This window comes from Sodalis sp. RH20, from assembly GCF_047324205.1.
Taxonomy (GTDB): Bacteria; Pseudomonadota; Gammaproteobacteria; order Enterobacterales; family Enterobacteriaceae; genus Acerihabitans.
In genome coordinates this window covers 4,224,153-4,238,570 of sequence record NZ_CP178733.1, presented here as the reverse complement: position 1 = coordinate 4,238,570, position 14,418 = coordinate 4,224,153, and the positions used below count along the sequence as shown (strand labels likewise).

Here is a 14,418-nt window from a genome sequence, read left to right as displayed (position 1 = left end):
ATGGGTTAAATATGCCAGCTTTATCAACATGGTTAAATGAAGATCGCATCCAGTATGTCAACACCGTCGGCGACTGGCGGGAGGCCATCAAACGGGTGGCCGAGCCGCTGTTACAGGACGGGACTATTTCCGCGGACTATGTGGCGAACATCATCAAGCAAAAAGAGGCCATCGGCCCTTATTTTGTAATCGCGCCGCGTATCGCCATGCCGCATGCCCGGCCGGAGGAAGGCGCCAACCGCCTGGGGTTGTCCATCCTCAAGCTGCGCGAGGGCGTGGTGTTCGGCGCGCAGGAAAACGATCCGGTTGATTTTGTAGTGATGTTCGCCGCGCCTGACGGCAACAGCCATGTGGAGCTGATTGCCCAACTGGCGGAGTTTTTGTCGGATGACGACGTGATGGCGAGCGTATTTAACGCGCGGGATCGGGCGGAATTAATCAAGATCGTGAACAGTTTTTAACTGAGTATCGACACTTATTCACTATGACCAACGAGGTGAAGCATGAAAATTATGGCGGTGTGCGGCGCAGGCTTAGGCAGCAGCTTTATGATGGAAATGAATATCAAGAAGGTCCTGAAAAACCTGAACATTTCCGCGGACGTTGAACATTCGGATCTGGGGTCGGTAACACCGGACGCGGCCGATGTGTTTGTTATGGGCCGGGATATCGCCTATAGCGCCAACCTACCTGAAAACAAGCTTATTATTGTCAACAGCATCATTGATATCAAAGAGCTGGAAACCAAGATAAGCGAATATTTTCAGAAACAATAACAGGTTATACATCTTACCGCTGAGGTTGCTATGTTTATACAAAACCTTTTACTGGTCGTGGTCGACGTGCTCAAGGTGCCGTCTATCCTGGTCGGACTGGTGGCGCTGTTCGGCCTGGTCGCCCAGAAAAAGCCTTTTCCCGACGTCATCAAGGGCACGGTCAAAACCATCCTGGGGTTTTTGGTGCTGGCCGGCGGGGCATCGGTCCTGGTCGGTTCCCTGTCGCCGCTGGGGGATATCTTCAAGCATGCCTTTGATGTGCAGGGCATCATCCCCAACAATGAAGCCATGGTGTCCATCGCCCTGGAAAAATATGGCGCCTCGACCACGTTGATTATGGCTTTCGGCATGGTGGCCAACATTATCGTCGCGCGCTTTACCCGGCTGAAATACATTTACCTTTCCGGCCATGTCACCTTCTATATGGCCTGTATGGTGGCGATTATTTTGTCGGTGGCCGGATTTACGGGCGTGCAGCTGATTTATACCGGGTCCCTGACGCTGGGCCTGCTGATGGCGATTTTCCCGGCGATGGCCCAGCCGTATATGCGCAAGATCATCGGCAACGACCAGGTGGCTTTGGCCCATACCGGCACCGTGGGTTATGTTCTTTCCGGCTGGATAGGCTCGCTGGTGGGTAAGGGATCTAAATCCACCGAAGAGATGAACATGCCGAAAAACCTGAGTTTTTTGCGCGACAGTACCATCTCGATCTCCATCACCATGATGATTATTTATTTTATTCTGGCGATTTCAGCGGGCCGGGAATATGTCGAAAGCCAGTTCAGCCATGGCCAAAACTATCTGGTCTATTCATTTGTGCAGGCGATAACCTTCGCCGCCGGCGTGTTTATTATCCTGCAGGGCGTGCGCTTGATTTTAGCGGAGATTGTTCCCGCCTTTACCGGCTTTTCGGAACGGCTGGTGCCTAACGCCCGTCCGGCGCTGGACTGCCCGATTGTCTATCCCTATGCGCCCAACGCCGTGCTGCTGGGCTTTATTTTCAGTTTTATCGGCGGGCTGGTGGGGTTGTTTTTCCTCGGGCAATTGCACTGGGTATTAATTCTGCCGGGCGTAGTACCGCACTTTTTCTGCGGCGCCACCGCCGGCGTCTTCGGCAATGCCACCGGCGGCAGGCGCGGCGCCATGGCGGGGGCCTTTGCCCACGGTGTATTAATCACCTTCCTGCCCGTGGCGCTGCTGCCGGTGCTCGGCGCCATGGGCCTGGCCAACACTACTTTCTCGGATACCGATTTTGGCGTGGTGGGGATTATGCTGGGCAACATGGCGCGCTTTATGGACCGAGGCACCATTACCATGGCGATAACCGGGGTATTTGTGCTGCTGGTGATTTATAACGTTGCCGCCAGGAAGAAGGTGGCGGTGGAGGAGCACGAGGTGTAATCGCTCTGCCGGACATACTGAATAAGGGCCGGCGACGGCCCTTTTTATTGCTCATTTGCCCTTGGATGACGTCTCAACAACAAGGGCGCTGTACGAACTTATGTTAAACGTCCCGGGGATTCAGGTTGATATCGCTTTTTTATACACAATAGGTATATTTCCGTTTTATACAAAATATGTATAAAGAGAACTTATACAATATTTGTATGCTGTGAAAATATTTTTTGCATGCATAAATGCCAGACTGGAGGCTCGTTAATATCCGTCCTGGAATTTTATGTCGCGGTCATACTATCTCGATTGTCGCTGAGTTGGCCGGAAATATTCCCGCCGCCGATTAATCCATCACCCACCTGCATCGCGGACTCATGGTCGGGCAGTCCACCGCCGATCGTAAGGTCAGACGGGCCGGGTAGCGGGACGTCACCCCAACGAATAAAGGCGAGGAAACGACAGCACGTTACGTTGATGTCGGTGTAATAATAGTACCAGAATCAAAATCATATGTAGTAATATGTAATCATTGATTATAAGCAAGATAATGATTGCAATCATGCATGCAGGAAAGTGGGATGGCAACATATGATTTTGTAGTAGGGAATAGTTATACCAAAAATGATCTTTATACCCTGTGCCGTATTCCCGTAGAAAAGCAAAAAGGCAGTTGGAATACCGGCTATACCCAGTACGATGGGGATTGGTTTATCTTTTGTAATATCGGCATGCCGGGGCGTACGGGCCATAACTATGGCAATAGATTCGTTGGGGATGATCTGTTGTGGTATGGCAAGACCGACTCCCATATCAATCAGCCTTCCATCAAATCAATGCGGGATGGAATCGGCAATAATTTCATCTTTTATCGCACCGACGATCGCTCCCCCTTCACCTTCGCGGGCAACGCCAAGGCGATACAGGTGCGCGATATACGACCGGTTGAAATCCTATGGGGTTTTCTACAATCGGGAGAGCAACGCGTTGAGGTGCTGGCGCAAGAAGAGGTGGAGCCGGAAAAGTTCTATGAAGGCGCCACTAAAACGATTTCAGTGAATATCTATGAACGCAACCCCCAGGCGCGTAGGCTGTGCATCGATAAACATGGCGTGTCTTGTGCCGTATGCGGGTTTAACTTTGCTAAGGTCTATGGGGAGATCGGCAAAGGTTTTATCCACGTCCATCATCTCAAGCCGCTGGCTGGGATCGGGGCGGAGTATCAACTCGACCCCGTTGAAGATCTGCGCCCCGTATGTCCGAATTGCCATGCTATGCTGCATCGGCGCAAACCGCCCTATTCTATTAATGAACTAACTGAATTACTAAAAGAGAATAGTTCCCAGTAATGCGGTTCAAGATGGCACGCTCACTTAACATGTCATCGTTATGATGTGAGCGTGCTTGAAAAATATTGTTGAATAAACCATGGCGAACTTGTGTGCATTGTCTATATTGACTTTTTGAAGGATAAACATTAGGGTTACCTCATGCGCTGACCGCTGGAGAAACAATGTCATTGATCGTGTTGATACTTTCAGTATCATTAATGGGCTTTTACTTTAAGAATAAAACCGAATTAAATAAAACGATTAATTTTATAAATGTATTTTCCATATGTATGACCCTGTTTTTTATTACTTATTTTATCAGAAATTATAGCTCATCGTCGCCTGAGTTGATTATGTCATTTGATGTATTTATAACTATTTTTTTCATAAGTTTATTCATTGCTGCTTTTGCACACTTAATGTTTTTAAGAATTAAACCTTATTGATATTGGTGAGATTATAAATAAATGGAATTTCATTAACATTTTTTACAAAAGGAGATAATTATGATCAGACCACAGTTTGGTATTACCCCTAACCCAGCCTGCAATCAACCCAATCCCGTGGGCAATACTAATTACAATACCAATGGTTTATTGCCTTTAGGAATAGGCATTGGAACAACGGTTATGCGGGCTATTCCCACTCCTGTAGGCGTCGGAATTGCGGTTGCCACCGATGTGTTAGGCAGGGCCGCGAATCATATGCCTATTAGTGCGCCCATGCCTAACGTACCGATGAATCCCAGTTGGGTTGGGAATAAATAATTTTTTAAGGGCCTAATGAGTTATTAGGCTCTTAAGTCATCGCATTAAATTTCTCGATTAAATCATTTAATTTACCCTATCCACTTTGCGATGGCGGCTGCAATTATCGATTAAACGGATAGCGCACGATCTTATCCTGCTTTTTTCCCTCGCCCGGGAGCCTTGCCACCCGAGCGTGCCGGCTTGCCCGCGGCCTGTGCCCCCATCCCCGTAAATCGCGTTAACGCCGGCTGAGCGTTGCGATCCCGCTTTTTGCCCGTCCTGAGCTCATCCACGGTGGCCGGCGGAATCAAGCACTCCCTGCGGTTGCCGATCAGCTGCTTCATATCCATTGCCGTCAGCGCCTCGCGTATCAGCGGCCAGTTGGCCGGGTCGTGATAACGCAGCAGCGCTTTATGCAAGCGCCGCTGGCGCTCGCCGCGCGGGATCACCACCTCTTCGCTGTGATAATCCACCTTCGCCAGCGGATTTTTACCGCTGTAATACATGGTGGTGGCGCTGGCCAGCGGCGAGGGGTAAAAATTCTGCACCTGGTTCAGCCGGAAGCGGTTTTTCTTCAGCCACAGCGCCAGGTTCACCATATCCTCGTCGCGGGTGCCGGGATGCGCCGCGATAAAATAGGGGATCAGGTATTGCTCCTTGCCGGCCTGCCGGGAATAGGTATCGAACAGCTGCTTAAAGCGCTGATAGCTGCCCATGCCCGGTTTCATCATCTTGACCAGCGGACCTGCCTCGGTATGCTCCGGCGCAATCTTTAAATAACCGCCAACGTGATGCTCCGCCAGTTCCTTAATATAACGCGGGTCCGCCACCGCCAGGTCGTAACGCACGCCCGAGGCGATCAGGATCTTCTTGACGCCCGCCAGCGCCCGGGCGCGGCGATAAAGTTTGATGGTCGGCTCGTGGTTGGTATCCATATGCGGGCAGATTTCCGGATAGACGCAGGATGCCCGGCGGCAGGTCTGCTCGGCGCGCGGCGCCTGGCAGCGCAGCATATACATATTGGCGGTGGGACCGCCCAGATCGGAGATCACGCCGGTAAAGCCCGGCACGTTGTCGCGGATTTGCTCGATTTCCCGCGTAATGGAGGTTTCCGAGCGGCTTTGGATAATGCGGCCTTCATGTTCGGTAATCGAGCAGAACGCGCAGCCGCCAAAGCAGCCGCGCATAATATTCACCGAGAAGCGGATCATATCGTAGGCCGGGATAGCGGTATTGCCATAGGCCGGATGCGGCACGCGCTGGTAAGGCAGGGCAAATACCGAGTCCATTTCTTCCGTCAGCAGCGGAATGGCCGGCGGGTTGATCCAGACATAGCGGTCGCCGTGTTTTTGCATCAGGGCGCGGGCGCAGCCGGGATTGGTTTCATGATGCAGGATGCGCGAGGCATGGGCGTACATCACCTTGTCGTTCCTGACCTTTTCAAACGAGGGCAACAGGACGTAGGTTTTTTCCCAGGGCTTGGGTTTGGGCGCGCGCACGCTTACCGGCCGGGCGTCGCCGGCGTTTACCGTCCGGGTGGCGCAGGGCAGGTCGTCGCCGTAAGGATTAACCATGGGCTCGATACGCCCCGGCGCATCAAGGCGCGTGGAATCGACGCCGGTCCAGCCGGGCAGCGCCGTTTTACGCAGTACGGCGGTATTACGCACATCGTTGATATCAGCGATGGGCTCTCCCGCCGCCAGGCGGTGGGCCACTTCCACCAGCGGACGCTCGCCGTTGCCGTAAATGAGCATATCGGCCTTGGCATCCACCAGTACCGAGCGGCGCACGGTATCCGACCAGTAGTCGTAATGGGCGATACGGCGCAGGCTGGCCTCGATGCCGCCCAGCACCACCGGCACATCGCTGAACGCCTCCTTGCAGCGCTGGGTATAGACCAGCGTGGCGCGGTCCGGGCGTTTGCCGGCGAGATTGCCAGGCGTATAGGCATCGTCATGGCGCGCTTTACGATCCGCCGTGTAGTGGTTGATCATCGAGTCCATATTGCCGGCCGTAACGCCAAAAAACAGGTTCGGCTTGCCCAGGCGCATAAAGTCCGCTTTGCCGCGCCAATCCGGCTGGGCGATGATGCCCACCCGAAAGCCCTGCGCCTCCAGCATGCGGCCGATTATCGCCATGCCGAAGCTTGGATGATCGACATAGGCGTCGCCGGTGACCACGATAATATCGCAGCTGTCCCAGCCCAATTGGTCCATCTCCGCGCGGGACATGGGCAGAAAGGGCGCGGTGCCAAAACATTCGGCCCAGTAAAGCGGATAGGAGAACAGCTGGCGTTCGGGGCGGATCAGGCTTGTCGGCACGGGGAACTCTTAAGCGGATGGCGTCTTTGGGGCGAAAATTCTACCGATTTTGCCGGGGAAATGGTGGGGAAATTGCGATCACAATGAGACAGATCAAAAAAATCAGCCCCGCTTATCGCCTGGGCCAGGAAGGCATGGCGGCAATATTACCGGCTGTGCCGTTAACGCTCTTACCGAAATCGCAATGGCCGGAAATGGGCCTGATTAGCATTCAGGCCCTCAAGTCTTCACATTTTATCTATCAAAGTACATTATCGATCATACACTGGAGGAAAGGTTTGACTTGCTCTTGCCGGTCCTGACTGACGGGTTGGCTTGTTTCGTCGCTAATATTCAGTTCCCTCGTTATTTTATCCTGATTGCCCGGTGATTTTTTATCAACCGCCACTTTGATATCTATGAGGTACTCATGGCCGTCAGGCAGCAGCCTGGTACAGCTTTTTATCCGCTCACTCTCGTTTTCCCTCAGCTTTACTGACTCATGTGTGGTGTGCGCATACGTGAGTGGGCTAAGCGTTACGATTGGTAATAGCATGCAAAGCAATTTTTTCATCTTATATCCTCGTTAAATTTATTTTTATTAAAAACGCGTTAATTAAAAAAATTATGCCAATTATTCACTTTAAAATTATTTTAAGTAAAATAAAAATGACCCAGAATAATCTAACCGGAATGCAATGCTCGCATACTGCTATTTAAAATAGACTATTGTGGTGTGTTTTTATATAGGGTTGGATGTTGGGTGGGCGGTAAAGTTCATCCATTTTTTAAAATCATTATTCATTTTTTGCAAGTTATAGATAGATTATTTTAATTATAATGTTAATTATATATAGTGATTTAAACACCTGGAGCAGAGGGTGCTGCGTAATCACCGTATCGTGGTATCGGCCATCACCTACGCCGAAATGCGCTTCGGGACAATCGGCCAGAAGGCTTCCCGGCGCCATGCTGGTGACCAATAATATCAGAGAATTTGCGCTGGTGCCGGGACTGGCGCTGGAGATTGGGTGGAGCAACAGGATTCGGCGAGCTTTAGCGTTATTCGTTAACCCAGGAGGCAGCGCCGCGTTTAACGCCGCCGCCTTATCTCCTGCGGCAATGTCGCCAGCGTCGCCAGCTCCGCCACCGGCCGGGGGGCGTCATCGGGGGCGGGCAGTCCCACCCGGTTGTGCCAGAACGTGGGCAGACCCACTTTGGCCGTGCCGAACAGGTCATAGGCCGAACCGGCCACGAATACCGCCCGATCGGCGCTGACGCCGGCGATATCCAGGGCCAGTTGATAGAGGCGCGGATCGGGTTTATAGAAGCCGGCCTGTTCCGAGGTGACCACCACATCAAAGGGCACGCCGACGCCGCGGGCCGCGGCCAGACCCAGGCGCTGCGAGCAGTTGGTGACCACGCCCAGCCGGTAATGCCGCGCTAACGCCCTAAGCACGCCCGCGGCTTCCGGCCAGGGACGCAAATCGCGCCAGCCCTCCTCCAGGCGCCGGGCGGCGGCTTGACCCAGGCCGACCCCGGCGGCGGCTTCCGCCACCAGGGTTTCATAAGGCCGGTAGGCGCCGCAGCCGTAGGTCAGCCCCAGATAGGCCATGCGCCAGGCGCGTCCCGCGTCTTCGGACCCGGCGGCCCGGTTCCATACCGTCCATGAGTCCAGCACGGCGGTAAGCAAATCAAATAACACCAGCTCCACCGGCAATACGGGTGCCCCTGCCTGGATAGCGGTTTGGTCCATGGGTTTCTCCTTGCCTGGCCTTAGTCTGGTTGCGCGATGGCGCTGATGTCCGCCTTGACGTGCCCCGTATTGCCTACCAGCCGTTGATGCGCGGCCAGAATACCGGAGGCTGGGTATCGGCCAGGTAATAACCGCTGAACTGCGCGGCGGTAGCGCAGGCGTGGTTGGGCAATATCCGCAGCAGGGTGCCGATCGGCAGCGCCGGCAGATCGCGCGCGCCGGAACGGGAGGCGATAATGCCGTGCTCCTGATTGGCGTCGGCGACGATCAGGTCGGCGATGGGGTTGCCCTGATTATCGCACACCAGGCCGTACCCCTGATCGACGGGTTGGGCCGCGGTGCCGCGATCGCGCGACAGGGCCATCCAGCCCGCATCGATAAGGGTCCAGCCTTTGGCCGGCTGATGGCCGATGACCGTGGTCGCCACCGACAGCGCAATATCCCCGGCACGACAGACACCCAGTCCGGCCATCACCAAATCAAAAAACGCGAATACCCCGGCGCGCACTTCGGTTACGCCGCTAAGGTCGCGGGCAAACAGCGCGGTGGGCGTGGAACCCACACTGACGATCTCTATGGGAAAACCGGCCCGGCGCAGCATATCGGCGCTGGTGACCACCGCGTCGCGTTCATCCATGGCGCACTGCTCCAGCGCGGCGGCGGAGCGGCAGTGATAAGAGCCGCCGGCGTGGGTCATGACGCCCCGTAGCCGCACCCTGCTGTCTTGCAGCACGCGGGCGATATCGATAAGCAAGGACGAGGCCGGCGGCACGCCGGAACGGTGGCCGTCGCAATCAATTTCCAGCAGGACGGCGAAATCGACCTGGTGACGGCCGGCAAAGGCCGTCAGCGCGCGGGCGCTGGCGAGGTTATCGAGGATCAGCAGCAACCGGCAGCCGGCGCCGATAAGCCTGGCGGCATGGGCTAATTTATTCGGCGCAATTCCCACGCCGTACAGAATATCCCGGTAGCCGGCGGCGAAAAAGAAATCCGCCTCGCGCAGGGTGGACACGGTAATCGGGCCTTTTTCCCCGGCAAAAAGACGCTCGCTGACCTGAAGGGATTTATTGGTCTTCACATGAGGGCGCAGCGTAACGTTAAACGGCGCAACCTGGCGGCGCATGCGCTGAATATTGTTGTCCAGACGCGCAACATCCAGCGTCAGGTAAGGGGTTTCCATGGTGGCGCTTATATCGGGCATAGGTCCTCCGGCTGAATAGTGACAGTATAAAAAACCGCCGCTGGCGGAGTAAATTGAATCTTTCTGTATCTATGATTCAGTACTACTTAATACTTGATTCATGCATTTAGCAGGATTGCAATATTAGTCACAGTAGTATGGTAACGGGCGGTGACTATGATAATTTATCATTATTAATCCCAGATTCAGGAATGTCCTATGCACGATATGCGGGATCTGAAGCTGCTGCTGGCGATTCGCGATAACGATACCCTCGTGGCCGCCGCCCATCAGCTGGGCCTGACCCCTTCGGCGGTGACCCAGCGTTTGCAGACCATAGAGAAGCGGCTAAATGTGCGCTTGATCGACCGATCCGCACGGGGTTTGTGTTTTACCGGCGAAGGGGAACTGTTATGCCTGCGCGGTAAACAGCTGGTGGAGCAGTACGATGCCCTGATGCATGAGCTGGATAAGCGGCGCAGCGGTTTTGCCGGCACCTTGAAAATCAACGCCCCGTTTGGCTTCGGCCGGCGTTACCTGGCGGCGGCGGCCGCGGATTTTCAGCAGCGCTATCCCGACGTCGAGATGTCGCTTACCCTGTCGGACCGCCCGCTGGTTGAAGCCGCCGAACGGTTTGATATCGTGATTCATATCGGCCAATTGCGGTCATCCAGTTTGATTGGCCATGCTATTGCCGCCAACAGACGTTTTGTCTGCGCCTCGCCCGATTTTATCGCCCACCATGGCCAGCCCAGCTCGCCGGAAGAGTTGGCCCGCCTGCCCTGCATCGCCCTGCGTGAAAATAATGAAGACGTGCTGCTGTGGCATTTTACCCGCGGACGCACCAGCAGCAGCGTGCGCGTGCGCTCAACGCTTGCCAGCAACGACGGCGATATTATCCGGCTGTGGGCGACGCGCGGGCTGGGCATTATCATGCGCTCGGAATGGGATGTGGCGGAGGCCTTGCATAAAGGGGAACTGGTGCGCCTGATGCCGGCCTGGAAAACCCCCGACGCCAATGTGATTGCCTTGACCCACCAGCGTGAGGGATTGCCGCTGCGCACGCGCCAGTTCATGCGTTTTCTGCGGGAACGGTTTTCGCCGGTCCCGCCCTGGCGCGAGGCTCAGGAGGGCACTATCCACGGCTAGGATTACGCGTTAATACCGCCGTCCACATTGATGCCGGTGCCGGTAATATGCCCCGCCGCCGGAGACGCCAGGAACGTGACCGCGGCCGCCACGTCTTCTGCCTTGCCGTAATGGCCCAGCGCAATATACTGGCGCTGGGTCTCGGCGCCTTCGCCGTCGGCGGGGTTCATATCGCTGTCGGTGGGGCCGGGGTGGACCAGGTTAACGGTAATGCCGCGCGGGCCCAGATCGCGGGCCAGGCCGCGGGTCAGCGACAACAGGGCCGACTTGGTCATCGCATAAACGGCAATGCCCGGCATCGGCACCCGATCGGCCAGGCAACTGCCGATATTGATAATGCGCCCGCCTTGCCCCAGGTGCGGCAGCGCGGCCTGGGTGGCGACCACCAGGCCGCGGATATTGACGTTAATCATCGCGTCGATATCCTCAAGCGCCATATCCTCCAGCATGCCGCCGCGCGCGATGCCCGCGTTATTGACCAGGATATCGAGACCGCCCAGCCCGGCCACGGTTTGGCTTACCGCATCGCGTACCGCGCCGGACGATGCGCTGTCGGCCTGGATGGCCAGCCCCTTGCGGCCAAGCCGCTCAATCTCCGCTACCACCGCGCTGGCCTTGTCGGCGGATTTTTCATAGGTAATAGCCACGTCGGCGCCGGCCCGCGCCAGCGATATCGCCATGGCCTTGCCCAGGCCGCGGCTGGCGCCGGTAACGAGCGCGCGTTTGCCTTGCAGTGAATTCATGGTCGCTTCCTCTTTATGTGTTAATCGATACAAAAATAACTTAAACGGAATTGCCGCCGAAGATCAAGCGTATTATTATAATGATCGACACATAATTAATGAGGGCAGGCGCAGGTTATGGCGGCACGAGGACGACCCAGGGGTTTCGATCGCGAGGCGGCGTTGGCCGCGGCAATGAGACTCTTCTGGCAGAAGGGGTACACCGCGACGTCAATGGCGGAGCTCTATCAGGCGATGGGTATTCATTCGCCAAGCCTGTATGCCGCATTCGGCAATAAGGAAGACTTGTTCCTGGAAGCCGTGGCCTGCTACGAAAAATCTATCGCGCCGCTGATATGGTCGCCGCTGGATACCGCGCCGACCGCGCGTGAAGCGGTGGGGGAATGGCTTAAATGCTCGGCGCACATCCTGACCCGGGACGCGTGGCCGCCAGGCTGTATGGTGACGCTGTCGAATGTGGCGGGTGAAGGAAACGCGCGGCTGGGCGAGCAGGTGAAACGATCGCGCCAGCGCGGTATCGATAAGCTCACCGCCCGGCTGGATCAGGCGGTGGCGGAGCGGGAGTTGGCGGCCGGCATCGATACCGCGGCGCTGGCGCGGATGTACTTTAGCATCCAGCAGGGGATGTCCATCCAGGCACGCGACGGCGCCGGATTCGCTGCGCTTGACGCCATGGCGGATATGGCGCTGGCGCTGTGGCCGGCGGCCCAGTCCATGGCGTGCCATGGTGTCCAGGGCGACATCCCCAGGCAGGGGCGAAAGAATGCCGGCGCCTTGGTTACTCGGCATCGCCGTTAAAATGTAATACCGGCGCCGGCTGCCGGTGGGTGCGACGAAACCCGTACAGGCGCAGCCCGCCTAACGCCAGCCAGATCAGGCCTAATATCATGGCGGTTTTATCCAGGCTGACCAGCAGCCATAAGGTCGCGACGGCACCGAACGCCGGGCAAACCAAATAGAGCAGGGTGGACAGGGGGTCTCGCCGGCGCTGGCGGATGAAGTAGTGGCTGATAACGGACACATTGACCAGGGTAAAGGCCAGGAAAGCGCCGAAATTAATAAATGACGTGGAAGTGGTGACGCTCATAAACAAGGCGAGCAGGGCGACCGCGGCGCAAAGCAGGATGGCGTTCACCGGGGTATTACAGCGTCCCAGCCTGCCCAGGACCCGGGGCAGCACGCCGTCGCGGCCCAGGGTATAGATAAGCCGGCTGGCGCTGGCCTGGGCGGCGATACCGGAGGCGAACTGGCCGAAGACCAGGCCAATCATAAACAGGGTGACGAAAATATCGCCGCCAATATTGCGCGCAATCTCAAATGCGGCCGCGTCGGTATTCGCGAATGCCGCGCCGGGGTGCGCCAGCTGTACGCACCAGGACACCGCGATAAAAATAATGCCGCCGATAAGCGTAATCAGCATAATGGCGCGCGGAATACTGCGTTTGGCGTCGATGGTTTCTTCCGTCAGGGTGGTAATGGCATCAAACCCGAGGAAGGAATAACAGGCCACGGCGGCGCCGGCGACCAGCAGCGGCAGCAGATGGGCGCCGCCGGCGGTAAAGGGCGCCAGGCTCCAGAACGGCCGGGACGCGTCGCCCCAGATATAATGCACCGCGAGAGCCACAAAGGCCGCCAGCACCAGCAGTTGCACTATCATCAGCAGGCTGTTGACGGCGCTGGCGACTTTCAGGCCGATAATATTGATACATGTGGTCACGGCGATAAACGCCAGCAGCCATACGTACTGCCCAACGGCGGGAAACGCCGAGGAGAGGTAGACCGCGCCGATAAGCCAGATCACCATCGGCAGGAACAGGTAATCAAGCAGTATCGCCCACCCGGCGAGAAAGCCCAGGTTATCGCTGATGGCATTGCGCACGTACATATAGGCGGAACCCGCCACCGGGAAGGCGCTGGCCATCCGGCTGTAGCTAAACGCGGTAAACAGCATGGCCACCAGGGCCAGCACATAGGCGCCGGGCACATGGCCGTCGGTAATCTGCGCCAGTACGCCAAAGGTGCCCAAAACGATAATCGGCGTCATATAGGCCAGGCCGAACAGCACCAGATGACCGGTGGTAAGCGTCTTTTTAAATGCCGACATGGAAAACTCCCGTGTGTGTTTAGCTTTACTAAACATCAAGTTTAAAAAGTGAACGTTAAGCCGTTAAAGCGGCCACCAGCGTTGCCCGTCGGGGCAGGTTTCCATATGGCCGGATAACATGAGCCGGCGGTCCTTGAGATAGTGATATTGGCTGCGGGCTTTTTCCGGCAGGGTAAAATCCAGCGTGACCCTGAGCGTCGCCTCCTGCCTGCCCAGCGCGCCGAGCAGGTTGCCATAGGGATCCACCACCGCGCTTTCGCCGGCAAACGTGAAACCGGCGCCGGCGCCGGCGCGGTTGGTCATCGCGAAAAAAATCTGGTTTTCGAACGCCCGGGCCAGCGCCGCATGCCGGTGTACCGGACCGTAGGGATCCATATTGCCATTGGTCACGACCAGCAGATCGCAGCCCATGGCGGCCAGGGCGCGGGCGGTTTCCGGGAATTCAATGTCATAACAGATAAGCAGCCCGATCCGCTTGCCGCGCCACAGGCCGCATACCAGGCGATCGCCGGCCAGCACCAGCGCGCGTTCATCCGGCCATAAATGGGTTTTGCGGTATTTAAACGCCACGCCGTCTTCCGGGGTGATAAAAACCGTGGTGTTGAAGACGCCCTGTTCATCCCGTTCCAGCAGGCCGATGGCGATGGCGATATCGCGCCGGACGCTGAGTGCCTTAAGCGTTGCGATCTCCGGCCCGTCCAGCCGCAGGGCGCGATCGTCCACATGGCCGTTTTCGGCAAAGCCGGTCAGAAAGGTTTCCGGAAAAATCACCAGCTGTGTTTGCGGACTGCAACGTTCGATATGCATTACTGCCTGCGCCATATTGCCTTTGATATCACCCTCGCGGTTGCGTGCCTGTATTAATTCAAGCTGCATACACTGTTATCCTTTGTGCATATTTATGGCGTTAATCATTAGTCCGATTATGCATGTAG

14 protein-coding genes and 1 pseudogene are annotated in these 14,418 nt (G+C 56.2%); 8 read left to right on the top strand and 7 right to left on the bottom strand.

The window, feature by feature from the left end; translation table 11 throughout:
* Nucleotides 1–11 precede the first annotated feature (11 nt).
* From ACL2XM_RS19440 to ACL2XM_RS19420, 5 genes are all read left to right on the top strand, one after another.
* Nucleotides 12–461, top strand: coding sequence for a PTS sugar transporter subunit IIA (locus ACL2XM_RS19440; protein ID WP_413721940.1), 450 nt, complete (start codon nucleotides 12–14; stop codon nucleotides 459–461).
* Nucleotides 462–503: 42 nt separating this feature from the next.
* Entirely contained in the window at nucleotides 504–776 is a 273-nt protein-coding gene (locus ACL2XM_RS19435; RefSeq protein WP_410012474.1) for a PTS sugar transporter subunit IIB, read from the top strand.
* 30 nt (nucleotides 777–806) lie between these two features.
* Nucleotides 807–2,180 carry a PTS ascorbate transporter subunit IIC gene (locus ACL2XM_RS19430; RefSeq protein ID WP_413731444.1) on the top strand — a complete coding sequence of 458 codons (1,374 nt, stop codon included), beginning with the start codon at nucleotides 807–809 and terminating at the stop codon, nucleotides 2,178–2,180.
* A gap of 572 nt (nucleotides 2,181–2,752) precedes the next feature.
* Nucleotides 2,753–3,520, top strand: coding sequence for an HNH endonuclease (locus ACL2XM_RS19425; protein WP_413731442.1), 768 nt, complete (start codon nucleotides 2,753–2,755; stop codon nucleotides 3,518–3,520).
* Between the two features lie 488 nt (nucleotides 3,521–4,008).
* Nucleotides 4,009–4,269, top strand: a complete 261-nt coding sequence (locus ACL2XM_RS19420; protein ID WP_413721945.1) for a hypothetical protein — start codon at nucleotides 4,009–4,011, stop codon at nucleotides 4,267–4,269.
* A gap of 131 nt (nucleotides 4,270–4,400) precedes the next feature.
* On the opposite strand, the gene ACL2XM_RS19415 is transcribed toward ACL2XM_RS19420, so the two are convergent.
* Together ACL2XM_RS19415 and ACL2XM_RS19410 are read right to left on the bottom strand one after the other, a co-directional pair.
* On the bottom strand, nucleotides 4,401–6,572 hold the full coding sequence (locus tag ACL2XM_RS19415; RefSeq protein WP_413727305.1) for a YgiQ family radical SAM protein: 2,172 nt from the start codon (nucleotides 6,570–6,572) through the stop codon (nucleotides 4,401–4,403).
* A gap of 241 nt (nucleotides 6,573–6,813) precedes the next feature.
* A complete protein-coding gene (locus tag ACL2XM_RS19410; protein ID WP_413731440.1) occupies nucleotides 6,814–7,125 on the bottom strand; it encodes a hypothetical protein in 312 nt (103 codons plus the stop codon).
* Nucleotides 7,126–7,414: 289 nt separating this feature from the next.
* Between ACL2XM_RS19410 and ACL2XM_RS19405 the strand changes: the two are divergent.
* A pseudogene (locus ACL2XM_RS19405) lies at nucleotides 7,415–7,525 on the top strand (VapC toxin family PIN domain ribonuclease); the annotation flags it as partial.
* A 119-nt stretch (nucleotides 7,526–7,644) separates the two neighbouring features.
* Here ACL2XM_RS19405 and ACL2XM_RS19400 read toward each other — a convergent pair.
* Both ACL2XM_RS19400 and ACL2XM_RS19395 read right to left on the bottom strand, forming a co-directional pair.
* Nucleotides 7,645–8,307 carry an HAD-IA family hydrolase gene (locus tag ACL2XM_RS19400; RefSeq protein WP_413731439.1) on the bottom strand — a complete coding sequence of 221 codons (663 nt, stop codon included), beginning with the start codon at nucleotides 8,305–8,307 and terminating at the stop codon, nucleotides 7,645–7,647.
* Between the two features lie 73 nt (nucleotides 8,308–8,380).
* Entirely contained in the window at nucleotides 8,381–9,508 is a 1,128-nt protein-coding gene (locus ACL2XM_RS19395) for an alanine racemase (protein WP_413731438.1), read from the bottom strand.
* Between the two features lie 198 nt (nucleotides 9,509–9,706).
* Between ACL2XM_RS19395 and ACL2XM_RS19390 the strand changes: the two genes are divergently transcribed.
* Entirely contained in the window at nucleotides 9,707–10,636 is a 930-nt protein-coding gene (locus tag ACL2XM_RS19390; protein ID WP_413731437.1) for a LysR family transcriptional regulator, read from the top strand.
* A 2-nt stretch (nucleotides 10,637–10,638) separates the two neighbouring features.
* Here ACL2XM_RS19390 and ACL2XM_RS19385 read toward each other — a convergent pair whose 3' ends face one another.
* Nucleotides 10,639–11,379, bottom strand: a complete 741-nt coding sequence (locus tag ACL2XM_RS19385) for a 3-oxoacyl-ACP reductase family protein (RefSeq protein ID WP_410012465.1) — start codon at nucleotides 11,377–11,379, stop codon at nucleotides 10,639–10,641.
* A gap of 117 nt (nucleotides 11,380–11,496) precedes the next feature.
* On the opposite strand from ACL2XM_RS19385, the gene ACL2XM_RS19380 reads away from it, so the two are divergent.
* A complete protein-coding gene (locus ACL2XM_RS19380) occupies nucleotides 11,497–12,177 on the top strand; it encodes a TetR/AcrR family transcriptional regulator (RefSeq protein ID WP_413727303.1) in 681 nt (226 codons plus the stop codon).
* On the opposite strand, the gene ACL2XM_RS19375 is transcribed toward ACL2XM_RS19380, so the two are convergent.
* Both ACL2XM_RS19375 and ACL2XM_RS19370 read right to left on the bottom strand, forming a co-directional pair.
* Nucleotides 12,158–13,483 carry an APC family permease gene (locus ACL2XM_RS19375; protein ID WP_413731436.1) on the bottom strand — a complete coding sequence of 442 codons (1,326 nt, stop codon included), beginning with the start codon at nucleotides 13,481–13,483 and terminating at the stop codon, nucleotides 12,158–12,160. The genes ACL2XM_RS19380 and ACL2XM_RS19375 overlap by 20 nt on opposite strands.
* A 63-nt stretch (nucleotides 13,484–13,546) precedes the next feature.
* Complete coding sequence (locus ACL2XM_RS19370; protein WP_410012462.1) at nucleotides 13,547–14,359, bottom strand: carbon-nitrogen hydrolase family protein; 813 nt, start codon at nucleotides 14,357–14,359, stop codon at nucleotides 13,547–13,549.
* Between the last annotated feature and the right edge of the window lie 59 nt (nucleotides 14,360–14,418).